Here is a 15191-nt window from a genome sequence, read left to right on the forward strand (position 1 = left end):
TGGGGGCCGGAACTCGCATGCTGGCGCGCCTCGCGCTGGCCGGTGCCTTGCTCGGGGCGGCGGTGGCGTCGGCCGCACCGGTGGCCGTGACGGTGACGAACCATACCCGGCCCACCCGTTGCGCGGAGGAAGACAATGTGACGTTTACGCTGAGCGCGCCGGGCATCGAACAGTTTCGTGTCGAAGCCTTGCAGCCGGCCTATATCGGCGCGATACGCGATAACCATTTCGCGCCGGACTTCTCCGGATGCGACTTCAGCGGGCGTGGCAATGCGGCCGACCCGCACTACACCTTCACACCCCGCCACAAAGTGCTTTACCAAGGGCGCCGCACGCGCATCGTCGGCATCACCTTGCCGTCGTTCTGGCGGCCGGCGCGGGTGCCCGTGCGGGTTGCCGGACGCGCCGACACCGGCTTTCATCTGATCCAGATTTTTCGAAAGACGCACGGCCACTTCGTCGAGTCGATGGTTCTTTATCCCGCGGACGGCTATTGGCGTATCAAGCCCCTGCCCGCGCCCGGGTTGCGCGACAGCGGGTATGGCTCGTCATTCCTGGTCGGCCCGATCGAAAACGAGGGGCGGCCGGTGGTCGATATCGCATCGATCGACATTACCCCGGCGCCCCTGTCGGTGGTGCTGAATTTCGTTCAGGGCGGCCGTGCGGTGGCCACGCTCGAGAAAATCGATACGACACGCACGGCACTGCGTTTCACGCTGTTGCCCGGCAGCAGTGGCCGGCGGCCCTTCGCAATGCTGCGCTCGATGTATGTGGCGCCGCACAATGCCGACGTCAGCGAGGTGCGCTGGCGCGACGGGACCAACAGCGCCGGCCGGGCCGAGCCGCTGCCGGCGGTGACGACGCTGTATGCGACCGATGTGCGCTTTGGCCGGTCGGTGCCATCGCGGCACAACACCAGCGCGCCGGACATGCGATTCAGCGACTTCCAGAAGGACCGCTGAATCGGCGTTGGCGTCGGTGGGTGACCCAGTTTGTGCGAATTACGCACAAACTGCCGCATAAAAAGCGTTTGCACCGCAGACTCGCGCGGCGCTACGCTACTCGTCATTGACATGACACTGACGGCGCGTTCGCGTCGCCGCATGAGGAATCCCCATGAACCCGGCCGCATTGCTGCAATCTCTTGGCGTCGACATCGCCGCTCTCGAAGGATCCGACCTGCCGGTGCGCTCGCCGCGCGACGGCGCCCGGCTCGCCGTGCTGCGCGCCGACGATGCGCAGAGCGTCGAGCGCAAGATCGCGCTGGCCCACGCGGCGTTTGAACGCTGGTGCGTCGTGCCTGCGCCGGTGCGCGGCGAACTGGTGCGCCTGCTCGGCCAGGTGCTGCGTGAGCGCAAAACCGAACTGGGCCAGCTGGTGACGCTGGAGGCCGGGAAAATTCTCTCGGAAGGGTTGGGCGAAGTGCAGGAGATGATCGATATCTGCGACTTCGCGGTCGGCCTCTCGCGCCAATTGCACGGTCTGACCATCGCCTCCGAGCGGCCCGGTCACCGGATGATGGAGACGTGGCATCCGCTGGGCGTGTGCGGCGTGATTTCAGCGTTCAATTTTCCGGTCGCCGTGTGGTCATGGAACAGTGCGCTGGCGTTTGTATGCGGCGATGCCGTGGTGTGGAAGCCCTCCGAAAAAACGCCGCTGACCGCGCTGGCATGCGAAGCATTGCTGCGTCAGGCGATCGCTCGCTTCGAAGCGGCGCGCCCCGGCGTCGTGCCCACGGGGCTGCTTCAGGTCGTGCTGGGCGGGGCCGAGGCGGGCGATGTCCTGGCCGCCTCGACACGCGTGCCGGTGGTCAGCGCCACCGGCAGCACCCGCATGGGCCGCGCGGTCGCGCAACGGGTCGCGCAGCGCCTGGGGCGCAGCATTCTCGAGCTGGGCGGCAACAATGCGATGATCGTCACGCCGAGCGCCGAGCTCGATCTGGCATTGCGCGCCATCACCTTTGCCGCGGTCGGCACCGCCGGACAACGCTGCACCAGCCTGCGGCGTCTGATCGTGCACCGTTCGCTGACCGACACGCTGTGCGAGCGGCTGAAGAAGATCTATGGCTCGGTCAAGATCGGCGATCCGCTGGCAAGCGATACGCTGGTCGGTCCGCTCATCGACCGAGCTGCGTTCGAACAGATGCAACAGGCACTCGCGCAGGCGCGCGAACAGGGCGGCGAGGTCTTTGGCGGCGAGCGCGTGGCCAGTGACCTCGGAGATGATGCGTACTACGTAAGACCGGCCCTGGTGCGCATGCCGGCCCAGACCGACGTCATGCGGCATGAGACATTCGCCCCGATCCTCTACGTGCTGTCGTACGACGACTACGCGCAAGCGCTGCAGCTGCACAACGACGTTCCGCAAGGACTCTCGTCGGCGGTTTTCACCAACGACATGCGCGAGGCCGAGCGTTTCATGTCGCCGCAGGGCAGCGACTGCGGGATCGCCAACGTCAATATCGGTACCAGCGGCGCGGAAATCGGCGGAGCCTTCGGCGGCGAGAAAGAGACCGGCGGCGGGCGCGAATCCGGCTCGGACGCCTGGAAGGGTTACATGCGCCGCGCCACCAATACGATCAATTTCAGCACCGAGCTGCCGCTGGCGCAGGGCGTGCGGTTCGACATTTGAGGGCCGGGCGCCGCGGTTTTTCTGTCCTGAAAGGAATCTATGTCTTCGACCCCATCGACTGAACTCACCACGGGGGCGCGCCTGCTGGTCGAGGCGCTGGTGACGCAAGGCGTCGAGCGCGTTTTCTGCGTGCCCGGCGAGAGCTACCTGGCGGTGCTCGACGCACTGTACGACGTGCGCGAGCGCATCGAACTCGTGGTGTGCCGCCACGAGGCCGCGGCGGCCAATATGGCTGAAGCCACGGGCAAACTCACCGGCCGGCCGGGCATCGTGATGGTCACCCGTGGCCCGGGCGCCACGCACGCGTCGATCGGGGTGCACACGGCGTATCAGGACTCCACGCCGATGATTCTGCTGATCGGTCAGGTCGCACGCGATTGTCTGGACCGCGAAGCATTTCAGGAAATCGACTACCGGCGCATGTTCGGCCAGATGGCCAAATGGGTCGCGCAGATCGACGATGCGCGCCGGGTGCCCGAGTATCTGTCGCACGCGTTTCACGTCGCCGTGTCGGGTCGGCCTGGGCCTGTCGTGCTGGCGCTGCCCGAGGATATGCTCAGCGAGCCGTGCCCGGCAATGCCGGCCGCCCCTGAGTATCAGCGCGTGGCCGCGGCGCCCGCGCCGGCGCAGATGGTGCGCCTGCGCGCCATGCTGGAGGGTGCCCAGCGTCCGCTGGCGATCCTCGGCGGCAGCGGCTGGAACGCTCAGGCGTGCGCCGACGTGCGGCAATTCGCCGAGCGCTGGGATCTGCCGGTCACTTGTGCTTTCCGCTTCCAGGATCTGTTCGACAACACGCACCCGCAGTATGCGGGCGACGTCGGTCTCGGCATCAACCCGGCGCTGGCCAGGCGCGTCAAGGACGCCGATCTGATTCTCGCGATCGGCCCGCGTCTGGGCGAGGCAACCACCGGCAATTATTCGCTTTTCGAGATTCCACGCCCACGCCAGGCCCTGGTCCATATCCACAGCGGGGCCGAGGAATTGGGGCGCGTGTATGCCGCCGATTTGCCGATTAACGCCGGCATGCCGGAAATGGCCGCGGCGCTGGCCGGGCTCGATGGCCCGGCAGCGGTGCCGTGCTGGCGGGCCGCGACGGCCGAAGCCCACGCCGAATATATCGGCTGGAACACGCCGCAGCCGATCCCCGGGCCGCTGCAGTTGGGCGACATCATGAAGCAATTGCAGGCCCGCCTGCCCGCCGATGCCGTGGTTACCAACGGTGCGGGCAATTACGCGATCTGGCTGCACCGCTTCTTTCAGTATCGTCATTTCAAATCGCAACTGGCGCCGACTTCCGGGGCGATGGGTTACGGCGTGCCCGCCGCGCTGGCCGCCAAGGCGGCGCAGCGCGATCGCACGGTGGTGGCGCTGGCCGGTGACGGGTGCTTTCTGATGAGCGGCAACGAGTTGGCCACAGCGATGCAGTATGGCCTGGCGATCATCGTGCTGGTCATCAACAACGGCCAGTACGGCACGATTCGCATGCATCAGGAGCGGCACTACCCGGCGCGCGTGCACGGCACGGCGCTCACCAATCCGGATTTTGCCGCCTATGCGCGCTCGTTCGGCGCGTTCGGGGAAATAGTCGAGGACACCGCGCAATTCCTGCCGGCTTTTGAACGGGCGACGGCTTCTGGCCTGCCGGCAGTGCTCGAGCTGAGACTGCCGGCGGAGGCGATTACGCCGGCGACGACGTTGAGCGCCTTGCGCGCCCAGGCGCAGCAGCGGCCGGCGTGACGGACCCCGCGCGGCGCGTACGCCGCTTGGCCGGCGCAGGTGTTTGCGCTGGCCAGCCGTCGGCTTGCGCCCGATAGGCGAGCGTCTCGCGTTGCAGCCAGTCGCGAAACGCAAGCAACAGCGGCGCATCGGCACGATTCTCGGGAAATACCAAGTAATACGCCTTGGTGCCGCGCAGGCCCGGTTCGACTGGCACGAGCAGCCGGCCCTGATCCAACGCATCCTGCACCAGAAAGCGCGGCACGAGCGCCACGCCCATGCCGCAGATGGCGGCCTGCACCAGCATGCTGAACAGCTCGAACTGGTGGCCGGTGCGCATGTTGCGGGTTTCAGCCTCAAGCGCGCCGGTATGCACGCGAAACCAGTCGCGCCACGCATCCAGGCGCGTCGACTGGTGCAGCAGTGCCAGTTCGGCCAGCCTGGCCGGGTGCCGCGCAAAATAACCCGCAGGCCGGCCTGCGAGCAGCGCCGGGCTGCAGACCGGCACGACTTCCTCGCCGAACAGATATTCGACTCGCGCACCCGGCCAGACCGGATCGCCGAAATGGATGGCCGCATCGAACCCCGTATCTTCGAACAGGAACGGCCGGGTGCGCGTGGCCAGGTTGATCACAACGTCGGGATGGGCCCCGGTGAAGCTCGCCAGGCGCGGAATCAGCCATTGCGTGGCGAACGTCGGCAGCACGGCCAACTCGATCTTGCCGCCTTTGCCCTGACGGGCGATCAGATCGAGCGTGTCGGCCTCGAGATTGCCCAGGTAGGCGCGCACCTGCTGCCAGTACGCATGGCCGGCCTCGGTCAGCGTCACCCGCCGCTTGGCGCGATGAAACAGCTTCAGGCCGACCATCGCCTCGAGCGCGCCGATTTGCCGACCGATCGCGCTTTGCGTGTGGCACAGCTCTTCGGCCGCGCGCGAAAAACTCTGATGACGTGCGGCTGCCTCGAAGGCAATCAGCGACAGGGTACTCGGGATCATGCGGCGCATTGGGGCTCCGGTGGCAACGGGCGGGTCGGATGGCGCAGGGCCGATCGTATGTTACCGCCTTCGGCTTCGGTGTGGACGATCGCCGGCATCGTGGGCCAGGTGGCACTGGGTTGGCATCGGTCATCGTGTGCGGCAGGGGCAACGCGCCCGCGATGCTCCGGGATCGCGAGGGCGCAGCAGCGACGATATAAAGCGTCGTTCTGCGAACTATCGTAGTGTGAATCGATTGCCGGCTGGGATAGAATGGCCGGCGTCGCTCTCTTGCCTGTGGCGCATGGGCCGCGGCAGGTAGCCGGCCGTGGCCTGAAGCGTTTTGCCTTGTCGGATCGCATGCCGGTGCGCCCATTGGCGCGCTCTTCGTCATTTTCCGTATCGCCCCCTTGTAGCCCCGAGGGGCCCCGTGACCCAGCGGAGCCCGTCTCTTTGTTTGCCCTCCAGCTGTTCGATGCAGCTGGTGCGGACTGTCGCTAAAAAGGAGTGCTTAATGAAATTTTTCATGCAACCGACTGTCGACGCTGTCGATCGCGCGCCGCAGGAGCGCAGGCCGGGCTTGCCATGGCCGACGCTCATCGACGGACTCGCCGTGTGTGTCGCGGGCTTGCAAATTCTTTTTCTGTCGCCTGCGGGGCGTCGTCCGCGCGTGCGTTAAGAGGAGCGACGAAGATGATGAAGGAAGACAGATTTTCGCGTGCCGCGGATCAGCGTCGACGCATTTTTGCCATCGTCGGCGCATCGTCGGGCAACCTGGTCGAGTGGTTCGATTTTTACATCTACGCTTTTTGTGCGATTTATTTTGCCCACGCCTTTTTCCCGACCGGCAATCCCACCACGCAGTTGATGAATACCGCCGGCGTGTTCGCGGCCGGGTTCCTGGTACGGCCGATCGGCGGGTGGTTTTTCGGTCGCCTGGCGGACAGGCACGGCCGCCGCACGGCCATGCTGGTCTCGGTGATCATGATGTGTACCGGGTCGCTGGTCATTGCCTGCTTGCCGACCTACGCGACCATCGGCGCGGCCGCACCGGCGCTGCTGCTGGTGGCGCGACTGTTCCAGGGGCTCTCGGTCGGCGGCGAATACGGCACCAGCGCCACCTATATGAGTGAAGTGGCGCTCAAGGGGCGGCGCGGCTTTTTCGCCTCTTTCCAATACGTCACGCTGATCGGTGGTCAACTGCTGGCGCTGCTGGTGCTGGTGATTCTGCAATTCCTGCTCTCCACCGAGGAACTGCGGGCATGGGGCTGGCGGATCCCATTCGTGATTGGCGCTGCGATGGCGATCGTCGCGCTGTATCTGCGCCGCTCGCTCGATGAAACCACATCGGCCCAGACGCGTGCGCGCGAGGATGCCGGCACCCTCAGCGGGTTGCTCAAGCACAAGCGGGCGGTATTGACCGTCATTGGCTTCACTGCTGGCGGGTCGCTGGCCTTCTATACCTTCACCACTTACATGCAGAAATACCTGGTCAACACGGCTGGCATGAGCGTGCCGGCAGCCAGCGCGGTGATGACGGGGGCATTGCTGGTGTATATGTTGTTGCAGCCGCTATTCGGGGCTTTGTCCGATCGTATCGGGCGCCGCACTTCGATGATTTGGTTCGGCGCGCTCGGCACGCTGTGCACCGTGCCGATCCTGCATGCCCTCAAGGAAGTCACCAATCCTTATCTGGCCTTCGTGCTGGTGATGGCCGCGCTCACGATCGTCAGCTTTTACACTTCCATCAGCGGCCTGATCAAGTCGGAAATGTTTCCTCCCGAAGTGCGCGCGCTGGGCGTGGGCCTGTCGTACGCGATTGCCAACGCGATTTTTGGCGGCACGGCCGAGTATGTAGCGCTGGGCCTGAAGGCGCGGGGCTCTGAGGAAATGTTCTTCTGGTACGTGACCGGCTTGTGCGCGATATCCCTGATCGTGTCCGCGCGCATGGCCGATCCGTCCCGCACCGGGTATTTGAAAGACGCCGACTGAGTCTGCGGCATTGCGCCAGTCGCGCGAAAAAGGAGGCCGGCACACACTGCCGGCCTCGGTCCTGGCGCGGTAACCCCGGCGAGTTCGCGCGGGGTGTCTATCGTTCGACTGCCGTATTCAGCATTTGCCATCGGCCGCCGACCGCCTTGTAGACCGTGATGGTGCCGTATTTCAGGTTGCCGTGCGCATCGTAGGCGATGGTGCGCGCTGTCACGCCGGGCATTCGGGTGGCGGCCAACGCCGGCAGGAACCTGGCGGGCGCGGTGGAGTTGGCGCGTTTCATCGCGTTGATCATCGCCATGGTGCCGTCGTAGGCGTACGGCGCATATATGCCCGGCGCGGCGCCGAAGCGCTTGCGATAGCGGCGCTCGAAGTCCGCGCCACCCGGCATGCGGTCCAGCGGCATGCCGGCCGTCGAGGCGATGGTGCCGTTGGCGGCTTTGCCGGCGATCTGCAGAAAGGAGTCGGACTTGAGCGCCTCGCCGGCGATCAGCGGTGCGCCAATGCCGAGTTCGCGCATCTGTTTGACCAGGAGCGCGGCCGGTGCCTCGGCACCGCCATAGAATATGGCATTCACCCGCTCGCGCTTGATGTGCCCGAGCATCGCGCGAAAGTCACTGGCCTTGCGATTGAGCGCGTCGCGCCGCACGATGCGTGCGCCGGCTCCCTTGGCCGCTTTCTCGAATTCGTCGGCCAGCGCGCGGCCATAGGCGGTTTGGTCATCGACAATCGCGATGCGCTTGATGCCAAGGTGCTTGACGACGAATCTTCCGAGCACCGATCCTTGCTGCGTGTCGGTGGTCTGCATGCGGAAGGTCGAGCTGAAACCCTGCTCCGTATAGGCCGGGGCGGTGGTCATGGCAATTTCCGGAATGCCCGCGGCGGCGTAAATGCGCGATGCGAGAATCGTCGTTTCGGCGTTAAGGTGTCCCAGCATGCCTTGAATGTCGTCGTCGACCAGACGCTGCGCGACGAGCACCGCGCGGCGCGGGTCGCCTTTGTCGTCAGCCGCATCGAGCACGAACTTGACCGGCTGGCCGCCGATGACCGGCTTGCTCGCATTGACCTGATCGATTGCCAGCCGGACGCCGTTTTCCATGTCCTTGCCGTCACTGGCCTGTGTGCCCGACAGTGGAGCGGCAAAGCCCAGCTTTACCTCCTGTGTTTGCGCGAGCGCCGGCAACGCGGCGCCAAGCGCCAGCAGACCAGCGACGGCAATTGCGGCGCACCGATTGCGCTTGCCTTGCATCGACTTCTCCTTGCTCGATTCATGTACCGGCATAACGCGCCGAGCGAAATATAACGTCGACGCGGCGTGCTCGACTTACGGCGAGCCGATACGGAATGCGCATGATACGCCGGATCGATCTGACCCCTGGTGGACGAGGCATGCAAAAAACACGCGGGCGAGCCCCCATGGGAGGCCGCCCGCGTGCCTTGCGAGTGCCCGAAGATGTTCAGCCGATCGTCATCAGGCTTGCATTGCCGCCGGCCGCGGCAGTGTTCACGCTCACCGAGCGCTCGGTGAGCAGCCGTTCGAGCAGGTAGTCTTCCCCGGCGGCCAGAGCCTCCGGCGCCAGGCCCTGCACCGACAGGATCGGCCCGCTGCGTTGCGCGACTGCGCGGCTGAGGTCGCGCAGCTCATCGCTGTCGCCCTCGAACAACACGGCCGCGAGTTCGGCTACAGCGCCCGCATCGGCGTCGTCGGGCAGCATGCTGACGCGCGCCTTGAACGCTTTGGGCAAGGTGTCGAACAGGCTCTTGGCGGCCGGCCGCGCCGTGAAGATTGCGCGGTTGCCGGTTGCCAGCACGGCGGCCAGCTGGGTTTGCGCGCCCAGCGGCGAGCTGGCCACGCACAGGACTTGTCCGCGGGGCTCCAAACCGTAGGTGTTGCGCTCTCCGGTCGGGCCGGGCAGCACGGCGGTGGCGTCCAGCGGCGACGTCGCCAGATAGCGTTCGCAACGCTCGATCGCATCCTTCGCACCTTGCGCGGCAAGCCATTCGCGATACTCGGCCAGCGGTGCGAGCGCCGGCTCGTTGCGTGTGAATTCGGGCGGCAGCGACGCCGGGCAGGTCGCCAGCAGGCGCGGCAGGTAGAGCGGGCCGCCAGCCTTGGGACCGGTGCCCGAGAGGCCCTCGCCGCCGAACGGCTGCACGCCGACAACCGCGCCGATGACGTTGCGATTAACGTAAATATTGCCTACTTTCGCGCGTTCGGTGACGTAGGCGATAGTCTCGTCGATGCGCGTATGGACGCCGAACGTCAGGCCGTAACCCGTGCCGTTGATATCGTCGAGCAGTCGATCCAGATCGGTTCGCGCGTAGCGCACCACATGCAGGACCGGACCGAACACTTCGCGTTGCAACGATGTCAGGCTGTCGATTTCGATCAGGGTTGGCGGCACGAAAGTGCCGCGCCGGCAACGCTCGGGCAGCGTCAACTGATGGATCTTGAAACCCTTGCTGCGCATCGCCTCGATGTGACGTTCGATATTGGCCTGGGCTTCTGCGTCGATGACCGGGCCGACGTCGACCGACAGATGATCGGGGTTGCCGATCGTCAGCTCCTGCATCGCGCCCTTGAGCATATGCAGGGTGCGCTCGGCGATGTCGTCCTGCAGGCACAGCACGCGCAGCGCGGAGCAGCGCTGGCCGGCCGAGTCGAACGCCGAGGCAAGCACGTCATAGACGACTTGTTCGGGCAGGGCGGAGGAATCGACGATCATGGCATTCTGCCCGCCCGTCTCGGCGATCAACGGGATCGGCCGACCATTGGCATCGAGCCGGTCGGCCAGGGTACGCGCGATGAGGCGCGCCACTTCCGTCGAGCCGGTGAACATCACCGCCTTGGTGCGGGGGTCGGCGACCAGCGCGGCGCCTACCGTCTCGCCGTTGCCGGGCAGCAGTTGCACCGCACCGGCCGGCACGCCGGCCGCATGCAGCAGGCGCACGGCTTCGGCAGCGATCAGCGAGGTCTGTTCGGCGGGTTTGGCCAGCACGGGATTGCCGGCAGCCAGCGCGGCTGCTACCTGGCCGGTGAAAATCGCCAGCGGGAAATTCCACGGACTGATGCAGACCACCGGGCCCAGCGGGCGATGCAGGTCGTTGGAGAAGCCGCGCCCGATTTGCGCTGCGTAGTAGCGCAGGAAATCGACCGCTTCGCGTACTTCGGCGACCGCGTTGGGCAGCGATTTGCCGGCCTCGCGGATCACCAGGCCCATCAGCGTCGGCATGTGGGCCTCGAGCAGGTCGGCGGCGCGCAGCAGGCATTCGGCGCGCTCGCCCACGGGGGTGGCTTGCCAGATCGGCGCGGTGGCGACCGCCTGCGCCAGCGCTGCATCGACGTCGGCGGCGCCGGCGTCGATCACCTGGCCGACCACGTCGTGAAGATCGGCCGGATTGCGCACTTCGCGCACGACCCCTTCGGTGCGCTCGCCGTCGGCCAGCAGCGGCGCCGCACGCCAGGCGGTGCCGGCACTGGCCAGCAGCGCCGAGGAGAGTGACGCCAGGCGATGCTCGTTGGACAGGTCGATGCCGGCCGAGTTGGGCCGCTCGCGCCCGTAAAGATCGCGCGGCAACGGAATCTTGGTGTGCGGAGCGCCCAGCGGCGAAATTTTTTCCGCCTCGACAATGGGATTGGCCACCAGATCATCGAGGCTCACGGACTTGTCCGCGATGCGGTTGACGAACGACGTGTTGGCGCCGTTTTCGAGCAGGCGGCGCACCAGATAGGCGAGCAGCGTTTCGTGGGTGCCGACCGGCGCGTAGATGCGGCACGGCCGATTCAGCTTGCCGTTGGCCACCGGGCCGACCACTTCTTCATACAGCGGCTCGCCCATGCCGTGCAGGCACTGGAATTCATACTGGCCGGGATAGTAATTTTGCCCGGCAAGGTGGTAAATGGCCGACAGTGTGTGAGCATTGTGCGTGGCGAACTGCGGATAAATCGCGTCGGGCACGCTCAGCAGCTTTTTGGCGCACGCCAAGTAGGAGACGTCCGTGTAGATCTTGCGGGTATAGACCGGGTAGCCTTCCAGACCCTCGACCTGGGCGCGCTTGATCTCGGTATCCCAATAAGCGCCCTTGACCAGGCGGACCATCAGGCGATGGCGGCTGCGGCGGGCCAGATCGATCACGTAATCGATCACGAACGGCGCGCGTTTCTGGTAGGCCTGAATGACGAAGCCGATGCCGTTCCAGCCGGCCAGCTCCGGATCGAAACACAGCGCCTCGAGCAGGTCGAGCGAAATTTCGAGACGGTCGGCCTCTTCGGCATCGATGTTCAGGCCGATGTCGAACTGCCGGGCCAGCCGGGCCAGCGCCTGCACGCGCGGCAGCAGTTCGACCATCACGCGGTCTTGCTGGGCGCGGGAATAGCGCGGGTGCAGTGCCGAGAGCTTGATCGAAATACCCGGGCCCTCATAGATGCCCCGGCCGGCCGAGGCCTTGCCGATCGCCTGGATCGCCTGCTCGTAGGATGCGTAGTAGCGCTGTGCGTCTTCCTCGGTAGTGGCCGCCTCGCCCAGCATGTCGTAGGAGTAGCGAAAGCCCTGGGCTTCGAACTTGCGGCTGTTGGCGAGTGCTTCGGAGATGGTCTCGCCGGTGACGAACTGCTCGCCCATGAGGCGCATGGCCATGTCGACGCCCTTGCGGATCAGCGGCTCGCCGCCCTTGCCGATCATGCGGGTGAGCGCCGTCGAGAGGCTGGCTTCGCTGGTCGTGGTGACCAGTTTGCCGGTGATCATCAGGCCCCAGGTCGCGGCATTGACGAACATCGACGGCGAGTGGCCCATATGGGACTGCCAATCGCCCTTGCTGATCTTGTCGCGGATCAGCGCGTCGCGCGTCGCTTTGTCGGGGATGCGCAGCAGCGCTTCGGCCAGGCACATCAGTGCCACGCCTTCCTGGCTCGACAGCGAAAACTCATGGATCAGACCTTCCACGCCGCCGCCGGTGCGCTTGCCGCGCAGCGCCTCGACCAGCTTGCGTGCGAGCGCCTGGGTCGTATCGGCGAGCGCGGCGGGCAACTTGGCCTGACCGATCAGCACCGGCACGCACTCGGGTTCCGGGCGCCGATACGCGGCTGTGATGGCCGCGCGCAGCACCGATTGCGGCTGCACGTTTTGGGCGAACTCGAGAAACGGCTGCACGGTGCTCTCGTCATCGGGCGTCGACGAATCGACGACCTCGGTGCTACCCGGTCGCGCCGATTGCAGCTCCGGGGGCAGCGTGCCGCTCTCGATCTTTTCCAGATACGCGAAAATGGCCTGCTTGATCAGCCAGTGCGGAGTGCGTTCGATGAGCTGCGCGGCGGCCTTGAGCCGGCCGCGCAAGTTTTCGTCAACCTTGACGCCGAGCGTGGTATTTGCCATGAGAAGCACCTGCGAAATCCCTGACCGCCGATCGGCGGCCGGATTATGGGGTGAGTGGGAACTGCTCGAATCGTACCGTGCTTTAAAGTGGGGTGCAACCGCATTTTTGGATGGGTTGTACCTTTTCCGGTGCAACGGGATCGACCTCCCCGGGTTGCGCCGGGTGCGGCGCGGTGCACCCGGCCGATGCGCAGATGGTCAGATGTCGAGCGGGTCGACTTCCAGATACCAGCGGGCGGCCGTTTTGGTGTCCCTGAGGCGGGCGACCCAGCCGCTCAGGAATTGCTGCAAGGCCGGCCGCGACGGGCTCTCCACCAGCAATTGCGCGCGCTCGCTGTTGGCCACGCGCACCAGTGTCATCGGCACCGGATCGTAGAGCGTGACCTGCGCCGAGGCGAGTTCCGGCGTTTGGCCCAGGTCGCGGGCGGTTTGCAGAAACTCCAGTGCGACGGCCAGCGCGCGCGCTTCGGCGCGCAGCAGCGCCTGGTGCGTGAAGGGCGGCAGGCTGGCCTGTTCACGCTCGGCCAGTTGGCCGGCGGCAAAACCCGCGTAGTCGTGCCGCAGGAGCGCGGCATACAGCGGATGATCGGCGTAGCGTGTCTGGATCAGGACTTCGCCCGGCTGGCCGGCGCGGCCGGCGCGGCCGCTGACCTGCATCAATTGGGAGAACAGGCGCTCGCCGGCGCGAAAATCGTGCGAAAACAGGGCGGCGTCGGCGTTGATCACGCCCACCAGCGTGACATTGCGAAAATCGTGCCCCTTGGCCACCATCTGCGTACCCACCAGGATGTCGATCGCGCCGGCATGCACTTCGTCGAACAGTGCCTGCGCGCTGCCTTTGCGGCGGGTACTGTCGGCGTCGATGCGGGCGATACGGGCGTTCGGAAAGCGCCTTGCGAGCGTCTCCTCGATGCGCTGCGTGCCGCGCCCGAGCGGCGCCAGATCGAGATTGCCGCAATCCGGGCAAGCGCGCGGAATGGCTGCCTCCAGGCCGCAGTGATGACAGCGCAGGCGCCGCTCGCTTTTATGCAGCACCAGATGCGCGCTGCAGCGCGGGCAGCCGCTGATCCAGCCGCAAGCGTCGCATGCCAGCACCGGGGCGTAGCCGCGCCGGTTCAGAAACAGCAGGCTTTGCTGGCCGCGCGCCAGCCGCTGGGCGACCGCACCCAGCAGCGGTTGGGCCAGACCGTCTTCGAGGGCGCGCTGCGCCTGGCCCTCGCGCTGCAGATCGATCAGCCGGACTTCGGGCAGCACCGCGTCGGGCGAGGCCCGCTCGCGCAGCGTGAGCAGGCGGTAGCGGCCTTGCTGGGCGCGGCGCCAACTGTCCAGCGAGGGCGTGGCCGAGCCCAGCACGATCGGGATGCCGCGCTGGTGCGCGCGCCATACCGCCAGATCACGAGCGGAGTAGCGCAGGCTCTCCTGCTGTTTGTAGGACGGATCGTGCTCCTCGTCGACCACGATCAGGCGCAGGTGCGGCAGCGAGGCCAAGACCGCCAGCCGCGTGCCGAGCACGATGCGAGCCCGCCCGCGATGGGCGGCGAGCCAGTGGCGGGCGCGTTCCCCCTCGGCCAGGCCGCTGTGCAGCGTGGCCAGGGTTTCCTTGGGAAAGCGTCGGCGAAAGACTTGTTCCAGTTGCGGTGTGAGATTGATTTCGGGGACCAGAACCAACACCTGGGCGCCGGGATGCAGGAGCGCCGCGGCAACCGCGTGCAGGTAAACCTCGGTTTTGCCGCTGCCGGTCACGCCGTGAAGCAGGAACGGCGCCGGCGCGGCGTCTTCCCGGCGCAGCGCAGCATCGATTGCCTCGAAGGCGGCTTGTTGCTCGTCGGTCAGGCGCGGTGCGGCGGCTACTTCGAGCGGCGCGGCTGCGTCGGCGTAGTCATCGGCGTCGGTGTTTTCGACGATTACCCAGCCCTGCGCGGCCCACTGGTGCAGCAGTTCCGGCGCTTGTGCGCACAGGGCGCGGGCTTCGTCGGCATCGAGCGTGCCGGCGGCGCAAAGTCCTTCAGCCAGCCGGCGCCGGGCTTTGGCGCGGGCTGGCAGACTCGCCAGCAGCGCCGACTCGCCGCGCGGGTCGAGCCGAAAATGCCGGGCGCCGCGCTCGGCCAGCAGGCGTGGCCATCGGGCGGCGCTGCGCAAATGGGTCGGCAACGCGGGCAGGGCGACCTCGCCCAGCGCGCGCTGGTAGTAGCGTGCGGCGAATTCCATGAGCGCGCGCCAGTCCGCCGGCAAAGGCGGCAGCTCCCGCCACGCGATTTCCAGGGATCTGATTTTTTGCGACGGTACTTCGCTGCGCTGCGTCATCTCCCATACCACGCCAACCACCTGGCGGCGTCCGAACGGCACCTGCACCAGTTGGCCGGGGACGATGGGCGGCTCGCCGTGCCCCGTATATTGGACGCGGTAGTCGAACAGCGTGGTCAACGGCGTGTCGAGCGCGACACGCGCGAATAGGTCTGGAGGCACGGGCAAAACTTAAAGTAAAACCTCAGAATTCGCCATAA

The 15191-nt window shown here is 66.3% G+C and carries 9 protein-coding genes; 5 read left to right on the plus strand and 4 right to left on the minus strand.

Annotated features, from left to right (window positions below):
* Positions 1–17 precede the first annotated feature (17 nt).
* The 3 genes from PATSB16_RS19570 (at position 18) to PATSB16_RS19580 (ending at position 4368) form a co-directional block, all read left to right on the plus strand.
* Positions 18–962 (plus strand): hypothetical protein, encoded by a 945-nt coding sequence (locus PATSB16_RS19570; protein WP_047216779.1) that lies wholly within the window; start codon positions 18–20, stop codon positions 960–962.
* A 154-nt stretch (positions 963–1116) separates the two neighbouring features.
* Positions 1117–2631, plus strand: a complete 1515-nt coding sequence (amaB, locus tag PATSB16_RS19575) for an L-piperidine-6-carboxylate dehydrogenase (RefSeq protein WP_047215662.1) — start codon at positions 1117–1119, stop codon at positions 2629–2631.
* Positions 2632–2670: 39 nt separating this feature from the next.
* Positions 2671–4368: a thiamine pyrophosphate-binding protein gene (locus PATSB16_RS19580; RefSeq protein WP_047215663.1), complete on the plus strand. Its 1698-nt coding sequence runs from the start codon at positions 2671–2673 to the stop codon at positions 4366–4368.
* Here the strand turns inward: PATSB16_RS19580 and PATSB16_RS19585 are convergent.
* The gene (locus PATSB16_RS19585; RefSeq protein WP_072628574.1) at positions 4310–5353 is read right to left on the minus strand and encodes a LysR substrate-binding domain-containing protein; all 1044 of its coding nucleotides are present in this window, start codon (positions 5351–5353) and stop codon (positions 4310–4312) included. The genes PATSB16_RS19580 and PATSB16_RS19585 overlap by 59 nt on opposite strands.
* Before the next feature lie 484 nt (positions 5354–5837).
* Here PATSB16_RS19585 and PATSB16_RS20965 point away from each other — a divergent pair, with 484 nt between their 5' ends.
* Both PATSB16_RS20965 and PATSB16_RS19590 read left to right on the plus strand, forming a co-directional pair.
* Positions 5838–6002 carry a hypothetical protein gene (locus PATSB16_RS20965; RefSeq protein ID WP_156884515.1) on the plus strand — a complete coding sequence of 55 codons (165 nt, stop codon included), beginning with the start codon at positions 5838–5840 and terminating at the stop codon, positions 6000–6002.
* Positions 5939–7315 carry an MFS family transporter gene (locus tag PATSB16_RS19590; RefSeq protein ID WP_418303873.1) on the plus strand — a complete coding sequence of 459 codons (1377 nt, stop codon included), beginning with the start codon at positions 5939–5941 and terminating at the stop codon, positions 7313–7315. The genes PATSB16_RS20965 and PATSB16_RS19590 overlap by 64 nt, the downstream gene beginning before the upstream one ends.
* A 97-nt stretch (positions 7316–7412) precedes the next feature.
* On the opposite strand, the gene PATSB16_RS19595 is transcribed toward PATSB16_RS19590, so the two are convergent.
* The 3 genes from PATSB16_RS19595 to PATSB16_RS19605 all read right to left on the minus strand — a co-directional run bounded on the left by PATSB16_RS19595 (position 7413) and on the right by PATSB16_RS19605 (position 15153).
* Positions 7413–8564, minus strand: a complete 1152-nt coding sequence (locus PATSB16_RS19595) for a branched-chain amino acid ABC transporter substrate-binding protein (protein ID WP_047215664.1) — start codon at positions 8562–8564, stop codon at positions 7413–7415.
* 208 nt (positions 8565–8772) lie between these two features.
* Positions 8773–12687, minus strand: coding sequence for a trifunctional transcriptional regulator/proline dehydrogenase/L-glutamate gamma-semialdehyde dehydrogenase (putA, locus tag PATSB16_RS19600; RefSeq protein ID WP_047215665.1), 3915 nt, complete (start codon positions 12685–12687; stop codon positions 8773–8775).
* Between the two features lie 198 nt (positions 12688–12885).
* Positions 12886–15153, minus strand: coding sequence for a primosomal protein N' (locus PATSB16_RS19605; protein WP_156884517.1), 2268 nt, complete (start codon positions 15151–15153; stop codon positions 12886–12888).
* Positions 15154–15191: the final 38 nt, after the last annotated feature.

This window comes from Pandoraea thiooxydans, assembly GCF_001931675.1.
GTDB classification, from domain to species: domain Bacteria; phylum Pseudomonadota; class Gammaproteobacteria; order Burkholderiales; family Burkholderiaceae; genus Pandoraea; species Pandoraea thiooxydans.